The sequence below is a fragment of the Streptomyces sp. NPDC111802 genome, assembly GCF_055634335.1.
The window spans coordinates 56,396-76,025 of the sequence record NZ_JBVKCZ010000046.1 but is presented as its reverse complement, the minus strand read 5'-3'; the positions used below and the strand labels follow the sequence as shown (position 1 = coordinate 76,025).

The following is a 19,630-nucleotide window of genomic DNA, read 5'->3' as shown; positions in this document are numbered from 1 at the left end:
CGCTCCACCACCGCCGCCCTGCCGAGGGAGCGGACCATCCTCGACGGCGCCCAACGCACCCGCCCCGACCTGCCCTTCGCCTGCAAGGGCGGCGTCTGCGGCACCTGCCGGGCCCTGGTCACCGACGGCAAGGCGGACATGCGGCGCAACTTCGCGCTGGAAACGGCCGAGGTGGACGCGGGCTATGTGCTCACCTGCCAGTCGTACCCGGTGTCGGAGACGCTGACGGTGGACTACGACAGCTGAGCCGCCCGTCAGCGACGAGCGGCATCGGCCGTAAGAGTTGAGTGGCGAGGAAAGCGAGAGGACTAGTTCAAGAAGGAATTGAGAAGGAAGTCCCTTCATGGCCTCGCCACGGCCGACTCTAACAGTCACCCGGGGATCAGGTCGCGCAGATTTTCGGGGACGACGATCCGCGACTCGGGGTGCAGCCCGTCGGGGCGCTGCAGGCCGATGTAGGTGACCGGACCCTCAGGGACCGTCCCGCCGTCCCACAGGGTCGTCGTCGTGGCGTCCATCAGACCCGTCAGATAGCGCACGGTCAGCTGCTCGCGCTCCACGATGCCGCGCAGCAGTGTCGCGACCGACACCCGATTGCCCTCGACCCGGTTGGCGGCCGGGTGGCCCTTGAGGTACAGGTGCAGCCACTTGGCACGCCACCCGCCGTCCGGCCCGCGCAGGAACGCCAGCGGCAGCGCGACCCGGCCCGGACCGCGCAGCCCCGACTTCATACGAACGGTACGCGGCTCGAACGGGCGGCCCCGCTGCTCGGCCTCGCGCAGCATGAACCCGAAGAACGACTCCTCGACCTCCTCGAAGCCCTCCCCGGAGAAGATGTTGACCTGCGGCACGATGAAGTCGCCGCGCACGGCGCCGAGGCGCAGGTTGATGAACTCCGAGGCGCCGTCGGGCGCTTCGGTGATGTCGCCGGAGTGCTCGCCCTCCAGGTCCTTGAGGTTGGTGTACGCCAGCCAGCAGACCGTCGCGTAGTCGGCGTCCAGCATCAGTGCCGACAGGTCGTAGTCGGTGCGGTGGCCGGACTGCTTCCAGTACACGAAGAAGCGCAGCAGCTCGCCGTCCACCGGCGACACCGAGCCACGGGGCAGCACGCCGAGCCCGGCCGCGGTCGCCCGGCCGCTGAGCGGCAGCGCGACATCCAGGACATCCGGGTCGATCAGCAGGTGGCCCGGAGCCGGCAGCCGGCGCCGTATCTCGGCGTCCAGCGCGGCGATCAGGCGTTCCCGCTCGGGTGGCGGCACGGGCGGACGGTCGTCCTCGGTGACCCAGGCGCGGCCGAGCCGGTTCACGAACACGCGGCGCTCGCCGGTGTCCTGCGCGCGGTTGGCGAGGTGTTCGCGGACCGACAGCACCACCCGGCCGGACACGTCGGTCACGACCTCCTCGGCGGCGGCCGCGACCGTGGCGCGCTCGTCCTGGTCGAGGGCCATGCGCAGCAGCCGGTCCAGGGAACGGAACAGTTTGCCCGGCGCGGACTTCAGCAGTGCCACCGCGCCGGTGACGTCGTGCATGCCGAGCAGCTCCTCGACCCGGCTGTCGAAGGAGCGCGCCTCCTTCTCGCGCCGGGCGACCGCGAACACGTCGGCGGCTTGCGGCAGGCGCGGGTACTCGTGCGGGTGCAGCCGCTCGCCGAGCCGCTTCCACGCCTCGCGGTGCGCATGCACGTCGGCCAGCTTGGCGGGCGACGCGGCGACGACCCCGTCCAGGCCGGCGAGCAGCGCGCGGCGCACCGGACGGGACAGCGCCCGGAACCGGGTCGGCGCCTGCAGCGTCACATCACCGCCCGACAGCGCGCAGGCCAGCCGGAGCACATCGGTGACCGTGTCCAGGAGCAGGTCCGCACCGGCCTTCAGCCGGGCCTCGTTGACCACGGCACGGTTCTCCCGCACCGGGATCGCCTCGGGCTGCGGCCCGTCTGCGCACATCCCGGCGAGCGCCCGCAGATCGCGCAGGTCGTCCTCGCCGAGCGGCGTGGCGCTGCCCGCCAACGCCAGGTACAGGCCGGTGACTTCGGCGTCGGCGTCACCGCCGAGGTGCAGCACCGTGATACGGTCGCCCGCCGCCGCGATCAGCTCCTCGTGGTGGCCGAGCATCTCGGCGTACGTGTGCTGGTAGCGGCCGTACGACGGCAGGGTGAGCAGATCGACGACACCCTCGCTCAGCTGCTCCACCACGCTCGCGCGCGCCGACTTGTCGGCCAGCGCCTCGGCGATGCAGCGCATCCAGAAGTCGTAGGTGTCCGGCACGTTGGCCGGGAAGTCGACGAAGTAGACGTTGTGCCGCACATGGTCGCCGGCCATCTCCCGGACCGTGCCCAGCGTCCGCACCGCGGTGTCGACGACCGTGCCCTCGGACAGTCCCGACAGCCGCTCCAGCATTTCCGCCGAGAGCTTGAAGCTCACGGACATGAGCGCGGCGTCGAACTGCCGCGCCGCGACGGCGCCTTCTCCGGCGGGGCCGGTGGGGCGGGGGATGCGACGGGTGTGCCGGACGACCAGGGGTTCCAGAGGGTGGACCATGCCGGGATGATCCCAGACCCGTACGAGCGTCCGCATGCGGGTTTTTGCGGCCGAACCGGCCGAACTCACCTCGCACACGCGCCAGAAGTGCGCGAATTCGCCGGGTATCGTTCCCGGTTCGGCCGGGCATCGTTAGGTGGCGGGGTCCGAGGGTGAGAGGGGAACCATGCCGTCATCCAAGCCGTCGTCCATACGCTCGGCCGGTGCGCTGCCGCAGCCGGTGCTGAGTCCGCAGGCGCCCGTCGCGGTGTTCCTGGTGGTCACGATCGAGCCCGGAGGCGAGCCCGCGGTACGCGACCTGCTGGCCGGGCTCGCGGGACTGGTGCGAGCTGTGGGCTTCCCCAGTCCGGACGGAGCACTGTGCTGCGTGGCCGGCGTGGGATCCGCGGCCTGGGACCGGCTGTTCGAGGGCCCGCGCCCCCAACAACTGCGTCCCTTCCAGGAGTTGGCGGGACCCCGGCACCACGCCGTGGCCACCCCGGGCGATCTGCTCTTCCACATCCGCGCGGCCCGCACCGATCTGTGCTTCGCCCTGTCCGCCGAGATCATGAAGCGACTGCGGGGCGCCGTCACCGTCCAGGACGAGGTCCAGGCCTTCGCCTACTTCGACTCGCGCAACCTCCTCGGCTTCGTCGACGGCACCGAGAACCCGGTCGGCCCGGCGGCGGCCGAGGCGGCGATCATCGGCGATGAGGACCCCGCGTTCCAGGCCGGCAGCTACGCGCTCGTGCAGAAGTACGTGCACGACGTCGACGCCTGGGAGGCCCTGGCCGTCGAGGCCCAGGAGAAGGTGATCGGCCGCTCCAAGCTGACCAACATCGAGCTCGACGTGCCCGGCTCCCACATCGACGTGAACACGGTGACCGGGCCGGACGGCGAGGAACTGGAGATACTGCGCGGCGCCATGCCGTTCGGCAGGCCCGGCCACGGCGAGTTCGGCACGTACTTCATCGCCTACGCCCGGACCCCGGAGATACCGGAGGCCATGCTGCGCAACATGTTCCTGGGCGGCCCCGAATCCGGCCCCGACCCGATCCTCGACTACTCCCAGGCCGTCACCGGAACCCTCTTCTTCGTCCCCTCGGCCACCTTCCTGGAGGCGATCGGGGCAGAGGACGTCACGGCCTGACCGACCGGGGCGGACCGGGCGAGGTCAGGACTGCTGTGCCTCGCGCTCGGCGTTCCGCTTCTTGATCCGGGCCGTCTCCTTGCGGACCTCGGCCTGAGTGGCGCGCTCCTTGACCAGCCACTCGGGCTGCTCCTCCTTGAGCGCGTCGATCTGCTCGGTGGTCAGGGGCTCGGTGACCCCGCCGCGGGCCAGGCCCGCGATGGAGACGCCGAGCTTCTGCGCCACGACCGGGCGGGGGTGCGGACCGTCCCGTCGCAGGTCGCTCAGCCACTGCGGCGGGTCGGCCTGGAGCGCGTTGAGCTCGGCGCGTGTGACGACCCCCTCCCGGAACTCGGCGGGGGTGGCTTCGAGGTACACACCCAGCTTCTTCGCCGCGGTGGCGGGCTTCATCGTCTGGGTGTTTTGGTGCGACGTCATGGTCCCAAGGGTATCGACCGAGTGAACGGCCGCCGACCACGGCCGGTAACCTGGCCAGGTGACAGGCTCGGAAGTACCCCCGCCCTCCCCGGAGGCGACGCCGTCGTTCCGGCTCGCGTACGTCCCGGGAGTGACGCCCGCGAAGTGGGTGCGGATCTGGAACGAGCGCTTCCCCGACATCCCCCTCACCCTCCACCCCGTGACCGCCGCCGAGGCCCCCGACCTGCTCCGGGACGGCGGCGCGGACGCGGGTTTCGTACGGCTCCCGGTCGACCGTACGTTCTTCAGCGCGATCCCCCTCTACACCGAGACCACGGTCGTCGTCGTCCCCAAGGACCACGTCATCGCGGCGGTCGAGGAGGTGACCGCCGAGGATCTGGCCGACGAGGTCGTCTTCCATCCCCTCGACGACGTCCTCGACTGGGAGCGGCCACCGGGGGAGCCCGCCTTCGAGCGCCCCGCGACCACCGCGGACGCCGTCGAGCTCGTCGCGGCCAACGTCGGCCTGCTCGTCGTACCCCAGTCCCTGGCCCGCCTCCACCACCGCAAGGACCTCACCTACCGACCGCTCGTCGACGTCCCCCAGTCGAGCGTCGCCCTGTCCTGGCCCGAAGAGGCGACGACGGATCGGGTGGAGGACTTCATCGGCGTCGTCCGGGGCCGCACGGTCAACAGCACCCGCGGCCGTACGACGCCCCAGACCCCGACCGCCACGGATCAGCCGAAGCGCAAGCACCCGGACACCGGCGCCGGCGCACGCCGCCAGTCCGGAACCGGCCGCGTCCAGCGCGGCGCAACCGGCGGCGCCAAGGGAGCCAAGGGCGCGCGGCGCGGGAAGCCCCGCCGCAGGTCGTAGCGAACCCACTGCGGACTTACCGCGGCCTCACTTGGGCGGCAGGCTCGCCGCGAAGGCGAACCCTTCGTCGATCCACGCCCCGAGCACATCGTCGTCCGCGAGCGCGTCCCCGGCGACCAGGATCCAGCCCTTCATCGGCCGTCCGGTCATGTCGAAGATCCGTGCGCCCGGCCTGGCCAGGGCCGCGTCGCTGTGGTCCGGGCCGACCCGGACCATGAGGTCGTCGCCGCTGACACCGACGGCCATGTTGCCGTGCGCCAGGAACGCGATGCCGCCGAACATCCGCTTCTCGCCGATTCCCGGCTCCGCGCCGACCCGCTCCCGGATCCGCTGGGCGAGCCCCTCGTCGTATGCCATGACAGCCTCACTCCACGCGTGATGTGAGCCTTCGCTCCAGGTCGCGGAGGTCCTTGCCGATGCTGGAGCGGACTTGGCGGGCCATGAGCGGCGCCGCCAGCCGGTAGACACCGCCCGGTCCGCCCCGGACGCGGATGCGGGCCAGGGTGCCCGCCGGGTGCGGGTCGAAGGCGTAGGTGACATGCATCGGCATCGGCCCGGCCACGGACACCATGTCGAGCAGCCGGGGGAAGTCGTACGACGCCACGCGCAGGACGTAGTCGATGCGCCGGCCGAGGAAGTACGCCGTCCGCCTGACCTCGGCGCCGACGCCGAAGCCGCCCGCGTCGGCCTCGCGGGTCAGGTCCGCCCTGCGGATCCCTTGGGTCCACTCGGCGTCGTGCCGCCAGTCCATGGCGTACTCGGCAACCCGCTCGGGAGCGAGCGGGATCACCCGCTCCGCCGACACGTCGATCGTCATGGCCTCACCTGTTCGCGAAGGCGTCTGGTGCTGACTCCAGGATCCCCGCGCCGGACGCCGAGCGCACGGCGCGGGGGTTCCGGTCGGCGGATCAGGGGGCGTACGTCGCCTGCTCAGCCGTACGCACCACCGTCTGTCCGTCGGCCTGGCTCAGCAGACCCGCGGTGACCCATGCGTTCACCGTGGACCGCACCCGCGAGACAAGCGCGCCCTTGCTGCCGAAAGGTGCCCCGGCCCAGATCTCGTCCAGCAGTGTGGAGCCGTCGGACTTCGCGGGGTTGGTGACGCCGGAGTCGGAGTTGCCGAGGATCACCCTGGGTTCGGAGCGCCGGAAGTAGGCGTGGGTCGGGTCCTCGGTGCCCTCGAGGAACGGGGCGAACTCGGTGCCGCCGAGGGTGTAGTGGAGCGGCTTGCCCGGCACGGGAGTCAGCGACGGCAGCAGGTCGCCGGAGAGCCCGGCATTGCGGTAGAGCCCCAACCGCAGGTATTCCGTGGAGGAGTTGCGGCCAACGAGATTGACCGGACCGTGGAAGAGGGTCTGAAGGGAGGGATCGTCGATCGCCTTCTCCACCCGGAGCCGGAACGGCATGGAGATCCGCACGGTGTCCCCGCTCCGCCATGTCCGCGACACGGGGAAGTAGGTCCCCGGTGTCGGAGTGCCGCTCACCGCCTGCCCGTTGACCGTCACCCGGAACCCGGCGGTCGCCCACGAGGGCACCCGCAGCCGCAGGGCGAAGGCCGCGGTGCCGCCGGCGATGGTGAGCGTGCTGCCCTGCTCCCGGGGGAAGGAGGTGGCCTGAGTGACCGTCACTCCCTTTTCCGCCCACAACAGTTGGGACGGGCTGTACAGGTTGACGTAGAGCGCGCTGCCGTCGGCGGCCTTGAAGTACACCGAGTCCTGGTACTTGGTGGCGCTCTCCATGCCGGTGCCCTCGCAGCAGGTCGTGCCCTGCTTGGGCGTGTAGTCCCGCACATGTCCCGGTGTCAGCCCGATGAAGTACGTGACGAGCGGCCTCTCGGCGTCCGCCGTGTCCTGCTTGGACCCGAGGACCTGGTTGTAGAGGGCCCGCTCGTAGTAGTCCATGTACTTCGGCTGCTGATCGTGGAAGAACAGGGTCCGGCTCAGCTTCAGCATGTTGTACGCACAGCACGTCTCGGCGGTCGCGGCGCCGATCGTGCCCGCGATCACATCGCGCGCCCTCCAGAACTCGGCCGTGCTGGTGCCGCCGATGCCGTACATACGGTGCGGCACGACCATGCCCCAGAAGTTCCGGGCGGCGTCGAGATAGCGCTGCTCGCCGGTCGCGTCGTACAGCCGCAGGTACCCGGTGAAGATCGGTATGTGCTGGTTGGCGTGCAGCCCGTCGAGGACGTCGGCGTTCGCCGCGCAGTTGTCGATGAGCCGGTCGAGGTCGAACAGCTGGGCCAGCGCGAGGTGTTCGGCCTTGCAGCTCGCAGATCGCCTCGACGATGCCGCCGAACTCGCCGCTGGAGAACAGCCCCCACATGCGCTGAAGCGTGGCCTCGGGCAGCTTGGACAGCCGCGCGTACATCCAGTCGCACATGCCGGACGCGAGATCGAGGGCCCGCGCGTCCTCCGTGGCGAGGTAGGCGTCCAGCACACCCCTGAGGATCTTGTGCGCGGTGTAGTACGGCGCCCAGACCTTCGTGTAGTCGCTGGTGGTCCTCGACTCCAGGTCGATGAACTGTGTCTCCGGGTACGCCGCGAGGAACCCCGGGTGGCTGGGCCCGCCCCAGGTACGGCGCAGAGTGGCGGTGAGCCCGCGGCCGGAGGCGTCGGCGAACGTCCCGCCCGAGGTCTCGTCGAAGGTGTACGACACCAGGTCGCCCCGGCCGGTCGCGGCGTCGGCCGCCGGGCTGCTCTGCAACTGCGTGATCTCGGCGGCGCTCAGGGCGCGCGACCAGATGTTGAACTCGTCGTAGGCGCCCGCGAAGACCGGGTCGTCGGCGAAGTTGGAGCGGCCGAGCCAGTTGTTGGCCGGGGTGCCGAGGGCGGCGGGGGTGAGGGTCATCGCCGTGTTCCGGGCGACGGCGGCGCCGTTGACGTACAGCGTCCCGGTGCCGCCCTCGATCGTGACCGCCAGGTGGCTCCACTGGTTCAGCGGCAGCGCGGCGGTGCCGTCGAGGCCCTGCTCGCCGCCGGGCCCGCCGGTGGTGATGGCGAAGCGTGGCACACCGCCCGCGTTGCGGGCGGCCAGGTACATGTAACGGGTCGTGTTGTCGCCGAAGTCGAAGACCCGCGCCCAGTTGCCGTCGTGGGCCGGCTTCACCCAGGCGGACAGGGTGATCGCCGATGTGCCCCCGAGGACGGCGGCCGGGAGATCGACGTACTGGTGGGACCCGCGGACGTTCTCGGCGGCCGTACCGAACCTCCCGCCGGCACTCAGCACGGCCGGGTCCTTGCGCAGCGCCGCGCGCACCTCGGTCAGCGCTCCCACCATGGTGCGGATCTTGTCGATGAACACCTGCTCACCGGTGCCGGCATACGCCTGCGACAGCATGGTCAGGAAGTGACCGGTGTAGTGCCCGCGCAGATTGCCGTTCGCCTCGCCGTCCAGCCCCTCCCACCCGCCGGGCGCGACGGCACCGCCCGTGGCGAGCCCGGCGTTGGCACGGAACACCTGGAGCAGCCGGTTGACGTCGTACCCGCGGGCGTGGTCGAGCATCAACTGCCGCTTGTCGGCGAAGAGTCCGGGCCGGAGCGCCACGTCGTCGAGGGCGAAGGGCTGCACGCTCCAGGCGGACGGAGTGACGGTCAGGACCTGCGCCTCCTGAACGGCGGCCGCGGCCCGGCCGGTTGTCGGGTGGCTGATCGCGGGGGTCGCCGCGGCCAGGGCGGCGGCCTGCAAAAGGGATCGTCTGGAGAGGGGCCGTGCCATGTGTGCTCCTCCACGTGGGGAGTCGACTTGTTCGTAATGACGAACAGTGTGCGCATGGTCGACCAGACGCTAGGCGTGAGGTGAGGGGACGTCAACGGTGCTGACGTGATTGACGGTCGGCCGGCGCCGAGGGTCAGCCGGAGGTCGCCGAGCGTACGAGCCAGTCGTACGCTCCCCGTGCCGTGAACTCCGCCTGACCACCTCGCAGCAGCAGCCCGGCCGTCGCGAACTCCGGTGCGTCCGCCTGGGCGGACACGTAGGGGACGGCGATGCATCGCATGCCGGCCGCGTGCGCCGCGGCGGCGCCCGGAGCGGCGTCCTCCACGACCACGCAGTCGGCCGGTGTCGCGCCGAGCCTGCGGGCCGCCTCCAGGAAGACGTCGGGGGCGGGCTTGCCGCGGGCGACCTCGTCGGCCGAGACGACGGTGCGCAGATGGGCGTCCAGGCCCGTGCCGGTCAGGATCGCCGTGATCGCTTCGCGGGACGAGCCCGAGGCCACGGCTGTCGGGACGCCCTCGGTCGCCAGCAGTTCCACGAACTTGCGCATCTCGGGGTACGCGCGCGTGGCGGTGCGGGCGAGTTCCAGATAGCGGCGGTTCTTGGCGGCCAGCAGGTCGCCGACGGAGGCGTCGAGGCCGTACTCGTCCTTCCAGAGCGTGACCGTCTCCAGTGTGCTGATGCCGACGTAGCGCTCGTGATCGGCCCAGGTGAAATCGGGGATCCCCTGCTCTGCGAGGATCTGGCGGCCCGCCTCGAAGTAGTTGGGCTCGCTGTCCACGAGTGTTCCGTCGAGATCGAAGATGACCGCAGTGCCGCCGAGTCCGCTCATGACCCCAGGATGTCAAAGGTCATTTCCGGGCCGACGCCCGCCCGATCGACTCCACCAGCGGCAGCAGCCGGTGCGTGACGCGCTCGCGCAGGGCCACCTCGGAGCGGGTGCGGACCACGCCGGGCAGGCTGATCAGCTTCTGGATCACGTCCTCCAGATGCGCGTTGTCGCGGGCCACCACCCGGGTCAGCAGATCCCCGCCGCCCGTGATCGAGAAGGCCTCGACGATCTCCGGTACGGCGGCGAGCGCGTCGCCCACGTCGTCGAGGTGGCCCTGGGTGACCTCGATGTGCACGAACGCCAGCACCGGATGGCCCAGCGCGGCGGGCGACAGCGTCGGACCCGTGCCGGTGATCACGCCGTCCCGCTCCAGCCGGTCGAGCCGGGCCTGGAGGGTGCCGCGCGCGACGCCCAGGAGGCGGGCGTACTCGCGCACGCTCGTGCGGGGCTGCTCCAGCAGGAGCCGCAGGATGCGGGTGTCGAGCTCGTCCACGGGCATGGTGCCGGCCTCCTTCGTCTCCCGGCCGGTCCGCCATCGGCCTGTCATGGTCCGTTGGTCCGCCGATGGACGCCCGGGATCCGCAATCTCTGTACCAATGGCCCACCATTCTAGGAGGCGCTTGAGCCAGGCGGTGCCTTGATGCTGCAATGGACCCGTCGATGGCGCTGCGGATCCCGCGGCGCCTTTTTCATGCCGGTTCGGAGGGCGGTAGTAGTGCTGAAGAGGGTGTTCGTGGCGCCGGATCCGGGGCGGGCGCGGCTGCGCTTCGCCGCGCGGGCCGTGCTCGGCGTCGGGCTCGCGGTCGTCGTGTGCGCGCTGGCCGGACACTCCCTCGTCGGCGCCGTCACCGGCGGGCTCGCCGCGCTGCTCGCCCTGTTCACCGTCACCGACGCCACGGTCCGCGGGCAGGCGGTCACCACCGCGCTGCTGCCGCTCGTCGGCCTCCCCGTCCTCGCGGCGGCGGCCGAGCTGCACGACCAGCCGGTCGCTCGCGACCTGACCTTTCTTGCCGTCGTCGGCGCCGGTGTGTACGCCCGTCGGTGGGGGCCGCGCGGGCACAGCCTCGGCGTGTTCGCGTTCATGACGTTCTTCGTGGCGCAGTTCCTGCACGCGACCCCGGCCCGGCTGCCCGAGCTCTACGCCGCCGTACTGCTGTCCCTGCTCACCGCGGCCGCGGTGCGCTTCGGGATGTGGTGCTACGAGCGCCGGACGCCCCCGGCACCCGTCCCCGCGCCGCCGGTCGGCAGCGGGCTGGCCCGGGTGACCACGCGCCAGGCGATCCAGGCAACCGCTGGCGCGGGCTTCGCCCTGGTCGTGGGGCAGCTGGTGTCCGGGCAGCGCTGGTACTGGGCCGTCGGTGCCACCTGGTGGATCTTCGTCAACACCACCTCGCGCGGCGAGACCCTGGTCCGCGGCTTCCGCCGGGTCCTCGGCACGGTGATCGGCATCGGCATCGGCCTGCTCGTCGCCGTCCCGCTGCAGGGGGCGGCGGTCCCGTCGGCGGTGCTCCTGGCGGTGTGCGTCTTCGGCATCTTCTACACCGCCGCCGTCTCCTACACCTGGATGATGCTCTGCGTCACGGTGCTCGCCGAGCTGCTCTACGGCCTCCTGGGCGTCCTCGATCCCGCCCTGCTGGCGCTGCGGCTCGCCGAGACCGGCGTCGGGGCGATCGGCGCCGTGCTGGCCGTGCTGTTCGTCCTGCCGGTCACCACCCACGCCATCACCGACACCTGGATCCAGCGCGCCCTGCGCTGCGTCCACGCGGCGACCGCCGAGGCCGCCGCCCGCCTCGCCGGGGACGAGACCGCCGATCCGGCCGCGCGGGTGGCCGAACTGGAGCAGCTGCTCGCCCGGGTACGTCTCTCGATCGCACCCCTAGTGCACCCGCTGAACCCGATGCCGGCCCGCAAGCGCCGCGCCCGCCGCGTCCTGGCCCTGCTCGACGACTGCGCCCGCGAGATCCGCGGCCTGGCCGCCGTCGCCGCCGACCCGGAAGCCTCACACGACGCCCGCCTGGCCGCCGCGTGCTGGCGCGTCGAGACGGCGGTGGAGTCCTTGACCGACGGCACGGAGGTCACGACCGTACCCGCGCAGCCGACGGCGCTCGACCCCGCGCTGACCCATCTGCACGGCCTGGAGCGGGCCCTGGTCGAACTGGCTCACCCTTTGCGCACGCCGTCGGGTTCGCCGCTCGTGGGGGCGTGACGGCGCCGGTCGGCGTCAGTCTCGGGCGCGGATGTGCCGGTGAGTCCAGGGCACGCTGGAAGCCCTGACCTGCGATCACGGACGTCACCGCCCTCGCCGCGCAGCCGCCGCGCACGCCATCGGGGCCGACGTGGGCCGGGTCCCCCGCGTGCGGCCGAACACGATCGAACTCGCCGACGATCAGGCGACCTTGGTCTAGACCGATGATGATCCGCTGCTACCGTCAGCCCGGACGGCATCCGACCGGAAGGGGACAGCGTTGGCAGACGTCGGCAGGCGGGAGAGACGGGCCTACATCGGATCGTTCACGGCGGCCGGAGGCCATGGCATCACCACGGCGTCCGTGGCCGCGGACAACGGCGCGCTGAGCGTGCTGAGCGGTGTGCGTGACGTGCCCGACCCCGCATATCTGGCCCTGTCGCCGGACGGCGACACGCTCTACGCGGTCAGCGAGACGGCCGAGGGCGCGGTCGCCGCGTACCGCGTGACCGGGGGCAAGCCGGAGCTCGCCGGATCACCGGCCCCGGTCGGCGGCAGCGGACCCACACACCTGAGCCTGTTCGCCGGCCATGTCCTGACCGCCAACTACGGATCCGGCAGCATCACCGCCCTGCCCGTCCGCCCCGACGGCACCCTCTCCGACGCCCCGCCCGTGGTCCTCCAGCACACCGGCTCGGGCCCGCACACGCCCCGCCAGCAGGGCCCGCACGCCCATCAAGTGCAGCCCGATCCGAGCGGCCGCTGGGCCGTCAGCGTCGACCTCGGCACCGACTCCGTCCGCGTGTGCACGCTGACCGACGGCACGCTGGAGGTGTACCGGGAGATCGCCCTGCGCCCCGGCTCGGGGCCCCGCCACCTCGCCTTCCACCCGCACCGTTCGTACGCCTACGTCGTCAACGAACTCACCCCCACCGTCACCGTCTGCCACTGGGACGCCGAGGACGGCACGCTGAAGCCGCTGACGGAGACGCCGGTGCTGCGGGGCGCGCCGGCCGGCGACGCCTATCCCTCGGGGATCGTCGCCTCACCCGACGGCCGCTTCGTGTGGACCGCCACACGCGGCGAGGACGTGCTGTCCACCTTCGCCGTCGAGGCCGAGGAACTACGGCTGGTCGGCACGGTGCCCTGCGCCGGGCACTGGCCGCGCGCGCTCACCGAGGCCGGAGGATTCCTGTACGTCGCGAACGAGCGCTCCGGCGACGTGTCCTGGTTCGGCGTCGACCCGGACACGGGACTTCCGCGCCACGAGGGTTCCATCGAGGTGCCGGCGGCATCCTGTGTGGTCGTAGGACCGGATCCCGGCCCCGGGGCGTGACCGCATGCCGAAGGGCCCGCTCCGGATGGGAGCGGGCCCTTCGGCGTTACGGCTGTGACGTGCGCGTCAGCGGACCGGCGTGCCCTGCGCCTGCTGCGGGGCGATGCCCAGCGCCGAGGTGTACTTCGACAGGGCGAGCTTGCCGATCGCCGGGTACGGGCCGAGCGCCTCGGCGGCGGAACAGCCCGCCTCCTGCGCGGCCTCCGCGATCAGGCTCGGGTCGATCTCCGGACCTATCAGGTACGGCGCCAGCGCCAGCTGCTGCGAGCCGGAGGACCGCAGCTGCTCGGCCACGGCCGTGATCGAGCCCTCCTGGTCCAGGGCCGCCGCCATCACCGGCACGGCCAGGCGCGCGGCGAGCAGCATGCCGGTGATCCCGGCCGCCTGCACGGCCTCCTCGCCACCGACCGAGGCCAGGATGATGCCGTCCGCGGCGGTGGCCACGGTGAACAGCCGGGCACGGTCGGCGCGGGCCAGACCGGCCTCCGACAGACGCACGTGCAGCGCCTCGGCGAGCAGCGGGTGCGGGCCGAGCACATCGGTCAGGTCGGCCGCGACACGGCTGTCCATCACGGCCTGGCGGATGACGCGCAGCAGCGCGTTGTCCGGGCCGGCGAGCAGCGGCACGACCACGGCGACGGGGCCTTCCGGCTCCTTGGCATCCACACCCGCGGCGAGCGCCTGCTCATAGCGGGCGGTGCGCTCCTCGGCGGCGTGCACGAGCACCGACTGGATCGTGGGGAACTCCACGTCGTCGCCGTCGACGTACCCGATCCGGGCGTCGAGACCGGGGAGCTCGGAGCGGGCGATGCTCACGACCTCCTCGGCGAGGCCACGGGTGGCGGCGCTCGGCGTGCCCGGCACCGCGAGGACGAGCGCGGGCGCGCCCTCGGGAGCCGCCAACGGCTCGGGTCGGCGGTGCCGCCCGGGCTGACGAGGTCGCGGCATTCGTACTGGCAGGCCGGACGCGGGCCCAGTGGGGGAGCTCATGGCGACGCATGTTACTGGCTTCCTGGGCTCCCCTGTTCGGGGAGGGTGCAGGTGAACGGTATCCGTCCGCTTTTGTCTGATTGAGTTACCTGCGGAGTGGAACGGGGCGGCCTAGGAGGATCAGTCCCGCTTTTCGGCCACCACGCAGAGCATCGCCTCGTCACTCGGCAGAGTGAGCGCGTCCGTCGCGAGATCGGTCGCGACGCGCACCGCCCCGTCCAGCGGATCCCCGGCGGCCGGCACCGGCCGCGCGTGCGGCAGGCGCTTCGCCAACTCCTGCGTCAGCGGCACGACGAGCGGGTCACCCAGCTTGAACAGGCCGCCGGTGAGCGCGACTTGGGGATCCCCGGCGGCGGGGCAGACGGCGGCCGCCGAGTCGGCCATATGCCGTGCGGCGGCCCGCAGGATGTCCGCGGCCACCGGATCACCGTCGGCACACGCGGCCACCTGGGGAGCGAAGGAGGCGAGGACGGCGGGACGGTCCGGGCGCGGATAGAGCTTGCCGGGCAACTCCCGTACCGGTCCGAACAACTCCTCGGCGCGCGCCAGCAGCACGGCCGACCCGTCGGCCCGCCCGTCGTGCGCCCGCAGCGCCGCCTCCAGTCCGGCCCGCCCGATCCAGGCACCGCTGCCGCAGTCGCCGAGTAGATGCCCCCAGCCGTCGGCGCGGCGCCAGCACGTCAGGTCCGTGCCGATCGCGATCAGCCCCGTACCGGCGGCGACCACGGCCCCGGCGCGGGCCCCGAGGGCGCCGACGTAAGCGGTGACGGCATCGGCGACCAGCGCGACCCGCCCGATCCCGAACTCCCGCACCAGCGCGGCCGGCAGTTCGGCACGCAGCCCGTCACCGAGACTGGCGAGCCCGGCGGCCCCGATCGCGGCCGCCTCGAACCGTCTGACACCGCTCTCCGCCGTCGACGCCCGCACCATGGGCACCAACTGCTCCAGGAAATGACCGGGATCGATGCCCCGGTCCCCGGTACGCCCTGGCTCGCGGGACTCCCTCCGGGCCAGTACGCCCCGGTCGACGGTGCCCACGACGACCCGCATCCCGGACCCTCCGGAGTCGACCGCGAGGAAGCCGGCGGCGTCGGTCACGGCAGGCGCCAGTCCACCGGCTGTCCGCCCTGCCTCATCAACAGGTCGTTGGCCCGACTGAACGGGCGTGAGCCGAAGAAGCCGCGGTCGGCGGACATGGGGGAGGGGTGCGCGGACTCCACCGACGGGAGGCTGCCGAGGAGCGGACGGAGGTTGCGGGCGTCGCGGCCCCACAGGATGGACACCAGCGGTTTGCCGCGGGCGGCGAGCGCGCGGATGGCCTGCTCGGTGACCTCCTCCCAGCCCTTGCTGCGGTGGGCGCCCGGCTTGCGCGGGGCCGTGGTCAGGGCCCTGTTGAGCAGCAGTACGCCCTGCTGGGTCCAGGGCGTCAGATCGCCGTTGGCCGGCTGCGGCAGCCCCAGGTCGGTGTTCAGCTCCCGGTAGATGTTGATGAGACTGCCGGGCAGCGGACGCACGTCGGGCGCCACCGAGAACGACAGCCCCACGGCATGTCCCGGAGTCGGGTACGGGTCCTGTCCGACGATCAGGACCCGTACGTCGTCGAAGGGTTGTTGGAAGGCCCGTAGAACGTTCGGCCCGGCCGGCAGATAGGTGCGTCCCGCGGCGATCTCCGCGCGCAGGAAGTCGCCCATCGCGGCGATCCGTTCGGCAACGGGTTCCAGGGCCTGCGCCCAGCCGGCTTCGACGATTTCATGCAAGGGTCGTGGTGCCACGGGCGTCACCCTACTGCCGCACGGGCAGCGGTGATCAACCAGTGGCCAAGGCCGGCCGGTAAGCCGTGACGGCTCATGCGACCACCGCGGCCCTGACGCACAGCACGTCCGGCAGGTGCGACGCCAGCTGCTGCCAGCTGTCGCCGTCGTCGGCCGACGCGAACACCTCGCCGTTGCGGTTGCCGAAGTACACGCCCGCCGGGTCCGCGTCGTCCGTGCACATCGCGTCGCGCAGCACCGTGCCGTAGTGGTCGTCCTGCGGCAGCCCCGCCGACAGCGGCTCCCAGGTCCGGCCCGCGTCCGCCGTACGGAAGACCCGGCAGCGCCGGTCGGCGGGTACCCGGTCGGAGTCGGCGGTGATCGGGAAGACGTACGCCGTCTCGCCGCGGTGCGGGTGGGCGGCCGCCGCGAAACCGAACGTGGACGGCAGGCCCTCGCCGATGTCGGTCCAGTGCGCGCCCGCGTCGTCGCTGCGGTACACACCCCAGTGGTTCTGGAGGTACAGCCGGTCCGAACTCCCCGCGTCCTGCGCGATCTTGTGCACACACTGGCCGAACTCCGGGTTGGGATCCGGCAGGAACACCGCGGCGACACCGGAGTTGGACGGCGCCCAGCTCGCGCCGCCGTCGGCCGTCCTGAACACCCCGGCGGTCGAGACGGCGACCGTCACGGCCTTCGGGTCGCGCTTGTCGGTGATCACGGTGTGCAGGCCCTCACCGCCGCCGCCCGGCACCCACTTCGACCGGGTCGGGTGCTCCCACAGGGGGCGGACGAGGTCGAAGGTCTCGCCGCGGTCCTCCGAGCGGTACAGCGCCGCCGGTTCCGTGCCCGCGTACACCACGTCCGGCTCCGCCGCCGCCGGGTGCAGCTGCCACACCCGCTCCAGCGACGCCTCGGTGTCCTTCGGGAACTTGACGGCCGGCTGCGCCGGTTCGGTCCAGGTGCGTCCCAGGTCGTCGGAGTGGAACACGGACGGACCCCAGTGCGCGCTGTCGCCGCCGGCCAGCAGCCGTGGACGCTCGCCCCTCGTGTCGATGGCGACCGAGTACAGGGCCTGGGCGTTGAAGTAGGGACTCTCGTCGAACTCCCAGGTGCCACCACGCCTGCGCCCGATGAACAAGCCTTTGCGTGTGCCCACGGCGAGCAATACCTCGGTCATGCCGATCACCTCCGCGACGCCTTTGTCTCAGACACGGGCCAGTCTGCACCCCGGCACTGACAGTCACCTCTGGAATGGGTGACGTCGCAGGTCAGCGCGGCGATGATAGCCCGCCGTCGCGAGCCGCGGGGCCCTTTCACGAAGACACCGGCGGACGCCGCGTGACCCGTGCCACCGTCGACTTCCGGTAGGTGCCGTGAGCATCCGCCCGCCGTCTCCCGTATGGGAGGGAGTCGGTCCGGCATGTTCGTGCGCTCATGAGGAGGAAGCCTTCGATGGCGTTCCGTGGTCCGAAGGTGTGGCTGTGGCGGTGGCGGCGCAATCCGCTCAGGCGCCGGGCCGACGCGGTGGAGGCCTGGGTGCTGCTCGCCGCCTGGTTGTTCCCCGTCCTCGTCGGAGGGCTCGCGGGCCTCGCGACGGCCCGCACGGTGGAGCAGGGCATGGCCAGGGAGCGTGTCGAGTGGCGGCCTGTCGTGGCCCTGCTCACCGAGCAGGCGCCGGGCACGTCCGACTCGCGCTCCGGCACGTCGAGCAGCGAGCACGTGTGGGCGAAGGTCCGCTGGAGCGTCCGGGACGGCTCGTCCCACACCGGCCAGGCCCGTGTCCACCCCGGCAGTGGCGTCGGCACGCCGGTCACCGTCTGGACGGACCCTCAGGGCCGTCTGGTGACCAAGCCCGCCACCCCGTCCGAGGCCCGCACCCGGGCCGGCCTGGTCGGCGGCCTCGCGGGAGTCTGCGCGGCGTCCGTCCCGTTCGTGGCGGGCCGGGCGCTCCGCAGCCGACTGGAGAGCCGGCGTATCGATCGATGGGGGTACGAGTGGGCACGGTTCGGGCCGTTGTGGGGTGGGCGGACCACAGGGTGACGGTGGTGAGGGGGCGGGCGGGCCCCGGACACAGCGGTTTTGGAGCGCTCAGTCGCAGGCCCGGGCACTCCGTGGCCTTGGCCCGCCTCCCCCGATCGCCCCGCTGCCCCGATCACGCGCTCCGCCTCACTCCCCGCCCGGCAACGCCCGTCCCAGAATCCCGCCCATGTCGGCAGCATCGGGCAGCGTCCCGAACGCGTGCCCCCAGTCTCCGCCGAGCCGGGTCGCGCAGAAGGCGTCGGCGACCGCCGTGGAGGAGTGCCGGACCAGCAGGGAGGCCTGGAGGGTCAGCGCCATCTGCTCGACCAGGCGCCGGGCGCCGGCCTCGGAACCGGCGCCGAGCTGACTCTTCAGGCGCGTGACGGCGGCGTCCAGCCGGGCGTCGGCCCCGCGCGCCTTCGCGAGCTCGGCGAAGAGCGCCTCGGCGGTGGCCGGCTCCCTGGTCAACGCGCGCAGTACGTCGAGGGCGTTGACGTTCCCCGAGCCCTCCCAGATCGACAGCAGCGGCGCCTCGCGGTAGTGGCGGGGCATGCCCGACTCCTCGACGTAGCCGTTGCCGCCCAGGCACTCCAGGGCCTCCGCAGTGAAGGCCGGGCCCCGCTTGGTGACCCAGTACTTGCCGACGGCCGTCGCGATCCGGCGGAACGCCGCCTCGGTCCCGTCCGCATCCTCTCCGCGCACCGCACGGTCCGCCGCCCCGGCCAGCCGTAGCGTCAGCGTCGTGGCCGCCTCGGACTCCAGCGCCAGGTCGGCGAGGACGTTGCGCATCAACGGCTGGTCGATCAGCCGGGCGCCGAACGCGCTGCGGTGGCGCACATGGTGCCCGGCCTCGACGAGCGTCTTGCGCATCAGCGTCGCCGACGACATCACACAGTCCAGCCGGGTGCAGTTGACCATCTCGATGATCGTCTTGACGCCCCGTCCCTCGGGCCCGACCAGCCAGGCGACGGTCCCGTCGAACTCCGGCTCCGAGGAGGCGTTGGAGCGGTTGCCCAGCTTGTCCTTCAGACGCTGGATGCGGAAGGTGTTGCGGCTGCCGTCGGGCAGGACGCGCGGCGCGAGGAAGCAGGACAGGCCGCCGGGAGCCTGGGCCAGCACCAGGAACACATCGCACATGGGCGCCGAGGTGAACCACTTGTGCCCGCGCAGCGTGTACACGCCGGGCTCGGCGGTCGGCCAGGCCGTGGTCGTGTTCGTACGGACGTCGGAGCCGCCCTGCTTCTCGGTCATCCCCATGCCCGCGAGCAGGCCCCGCTTCTCGGTGGGCACACGCAGACCGGGGTCGTACTCCCGGCTGGTCAGCAGGGGTTCGTACACCTTGGCGAGCTCGGGCTGGCGGCGTAGCACGGGGACGGCGGCGTACGTCATCGACGTCGGACAGCCGTGCCCGGCCTCGGTGTGCCCCCACACCAGCCCGCCCGCGGTCCGGGCGACATGGGCGCCGGGCCGCTCGTCCGCCCAGGGCGCCGCCGCGAGGCCCTCGCCGACCGCGACCCGCATCAAGTGGTGCCAGCTCGGATGGAACTCGACCTCGTCGACTCGATGGCCGTACCGGTCGTGCGTACGCAGCTCGGGCTCGTGGAGGTTGGCCTGCTCACCCCATTCCTGTGCCTCGACGCTCCCGGCCCGCAGGCCGAGCCGCCGGATGTCCTCCTCGGCCCACCCGGCGCCCTCACGGCGCAGCCCTTCCAGCAGCGCCGTGTCCTGCGACGCGTCGTACGGCGTCAGGGGCGGGGGCTGGTTGGTGACGTCGTGGGTGGCGTACTGCCCGGACTGCTCCTGCGCGAGTATCGAGACCATGCCGTCAGTGTTGCACCGTGGCTGCGATCGCAGCAATCCT

At 72.1% G+C, this 19,630-nt stretch carries 17 protein-coding genes and 1 pseudogene; 6 read left to right on the top strand and 12 right to left on the bottom strand.

Going from position 1 to position 19,630, the window contains the following annotated elements; translation table 11 throughout:
* A partial coding sequence (locus ACZ7NC_RS36735) for a 2Fe-2S iron-sulfur cluster-binding protein (RefSeq protein ID WP_471495003.1) occupies positions 1-246 on the top strand: 246 nt, incomplete at its 5' end.
* A 125-nt stretch (positions 247-371) separates the two neighbouring features.
* Here ACZ7NC_RS36735 and ACZ7NC_RS36730 read toward each other — a convergent pair.
* A complete protein-coding gene (locus ACZ7NC_RS36730; protein WP_471495001.1) occupies positions 372-2,537 on the bottom strand; it encodes a TerD family protein in 2,166 nt (721 codons plus the stop codon).
* A gap of 166 nt (positions 2,538-2,703) precedes the next feature.
* On the opposite strand from ACZ7NC_RS36730, the gene ACZ7NC_RS36725 reads away from it, so the two are divergent.
* On the top strand, positions 2,704-3,666 hold the full coding sequence (locus ACZ7NC_RS36725; protein ID WP_471494999.1) for a Dyp-type peroxidase: 963 nt from the start codon (positions 2,704-2,706) through the stop codon (positions 3,664-3,666).
* A gap of 24 nt (positions 3,667-3,690) precedes the next feature.
* Here ACZ7NC_RS36725 and ACZ7NC_RS36720 read toward each other — a convergent pair whose 3' ends face one another.
* Positions 3,691-4,083 (bottom strand): DUF5997 family protein, encoded by a 393-nt coding sequence (locus tag ACZ7NC_RS36720; protein ID WP_471494997.1) that lies wholly within the window; start codon positions 4,081-4,083, stop codon positions 3,691-3,693.
* Between the two features lie 58 nt (positions 4,084-4,141).
* Here ACZ7NC_RS36720 and ACZ7NC_RS36715 point away from each other — a divergent pair, with 58 nt between their 5' ends.
* A complete protein-coding gene (locus ACZ7NC_RS36715) occupies positions 4,142-4,939 on the top strand; it encodes a LysR family substrate-binding domain-containing protein (RefSeq protein ID WP_471494995.1) in 798 nt (265 codons plus the stop codon).
* A gap of 27 nt (positions 4,940-4,966) precedes the next feature.
* Here ACZ7NC_RS36715 and ACZ7NC_RS36710 read toward each other — a convergent pair whose 3' ends face one another.
* The 5 genes and pseudogenes from ACZ7NC_RS36710 to ACZ7NC_RS36690 form a co-directional block, all read right to left on the bottom strand.
* Positions 4,967-5,296: a TfoX/Sxy family protein gene (locus ACZ7NC_RS36710; protein ID WP_471494994.1), complete on the bottom strand. Its 330-nt coding sequence runs from the start codon at positions 5,294-5,296 to the stop codon at positions 4,967-4,969.
* A gap of 7 nt (positions 5,297-5,303) precedes the next feature.
* Positions 5,304-5,756: an SRPBCC family protein gene (locus ACZ7NC_RS36705; protein ID WP_471494992.1), complete on the bottom strand. Its 453-nt coding sequence runs from the start codon at positions 5,754-5,756 to the stop codon at positions 5,304-5,306.
* 91 nt (positions 5,757-5,847) lie between these two features.
* Positions 5,848-8,656 (bottom strand): annotated as a pseudogene (locus ACZ7NC_RS36700) (beta-L-arabinofuranosidase domain-containing protein).
* Between the two features lie 133 nt (positions 8,657-8,789).
* Positions 8,790-9,485: an HAD family hydrolase gene (locus ACZ7NC_RS36695; RefSeq protein ID WP_471494990.1), complete on the bottom strand. Its 696-nt coding sequence runs from the start codon at positions 9,483-9,485 to the stop codon at positions 8,790-8,792.
* 19 nt (positions 9,486-9,504) lie between these two features.
* On the bottom strand, positions 9,505-9,984 hold the full coding sequence (locus ACZ7NC_RS36690) for an Lrp/AsnC family transcriptional regulator (protein WP_471495010.1): 480 nt from the start codon (positions 9,982-9,984) through the stop codon (positions 9,505-9,507).
* A gap of 216 nt (positions 9,985-10,200) precedes the next feature.
* Between ACZ7NC_RS36690 and ACZ7NC_RS36685 the strand changes: the two genes are divergently transcribed.
* Together ACZ7NC_RS36685 and ACZ7NC_RS36680 are read left to right on the top strand one after the other, a co-directional pair.
* Positions 10,201-11,691: an FUSC family protein gene (locus ACZ7NC_RS36685; RefSeq protein WP_471494988.1), complete on the top strand. Its 1,491-nt coding sequence runs from the start codon at positions 10,201-10,203 to the stop codon at positions 11,689-11,691.
* Between the two features lie 259 nt (positions 11,692-11,950).
* Complete coding sequence (locus ACZ7NC_RS36680) at positions 11,951-13,006, top strand: lactonase family protein (RefSeq protein WP_471494987.1); 1,056 nt, start codon at positions 11,951-11,953, stop codon at positions 13,004-13,006.
* Between the two features lie 66 nt (positions 13,007-13,072).
* Here the strand turns inward: ACZ7NC_RS36680 and ACZ7NC_RS36675 are convergent, their stop codons facing one another.
* The 4 genes from ACZ7NC_RS36675 to ACZ7NC_RS36660 all read right to left on the bottom strand — a co-directional run bounded on the left by ACZ7NC_RS36675 (position 13,073) and on the right by ACZ7NC_RS36660 (position 16,927).
* A complete protein-coding gene (locus ACZ7NC_RS36675; RefSeq protein ID WP_471494986.1) occupies positions 13,073-13,996 on the bottom strand; it encodes a sirohydrochlorin chelatase in 924 nt (307 codons plus the stop codon).
* Between the two features lie 120 nt (positions 13,997-14,116).
* Positions 14,117-15,094, bottom strand: a complete 978-nt coding sequence (locus ACZ7NC_RS36670) for an N-acetylglucosamine kinase (protein WP_471494984.1) — start codon at positions 15,092-15,094, stop codon at positions 14,117-14,119.
* Positions 15,091-15,768 (bottom strand): uracil-DNA glycosylase, encoded by a 678-nt coding sequence (locus tag ACZ7NC_RS36665; RefSeq protein WP_471494982.1) that lies wholly within the window; start codon positions 15,766-15,768, stop codon positions 15,091-15,093. Before ACZ7NC_RS36665 ends, ACZ7NC_RS36670 begins: the two co-directional genes overlap by 4 nt.
* Before the next feature lie 73 nt (positions 15,769-15,841).
* A complete protein-coding gene (locus ACZ7NC_RS36660; RefSeq protein WP_471494980.1) occupies positions 15,842-16,927 on the bottom strand; it encodes a WD40/YVTN/BNR-like repeat-containing protein in 1,086 nt (361 codons plus the stop codon).
* A 275-nt stretch (positions 16,928-17,202) separates the two neighbouring features.
* Between ACZ7NC_RS36660 and ACZ7NC_RS36655 the strand changes: the two genes are divergently transcribed.
* Complete coding sequence (locus ACZ7NC_RS36655) at positions 17,203-17,790, top strand: Rv1733c family protein (RefSeq protein ID WP_471494978.1); 588 nt, start codon at positions 17,203-17,205, stop codon at positions 17,788-17,790.
* A 126-nt stretch (positions 17,791-17,916) separates the two neighbouring features.
* Here the strand turns inward: ACZ7NC_RS36655 and ACZ7NC_RS36650 are convergent, their stop codons facing one another.
* Positions 17,917-19,590 (bottom strand): DNA alkylation response protein, encoded by a 1,674-nt coding sequence (locus ACZ7NC_RS36650; protein WP_471494976.1) that lies wholly within the window; start codon positions 19,588-19,590, stop codon positions 17,917-17,919.
* Positions 19,591-19,630: the final 40 nt, after the last annotated feature.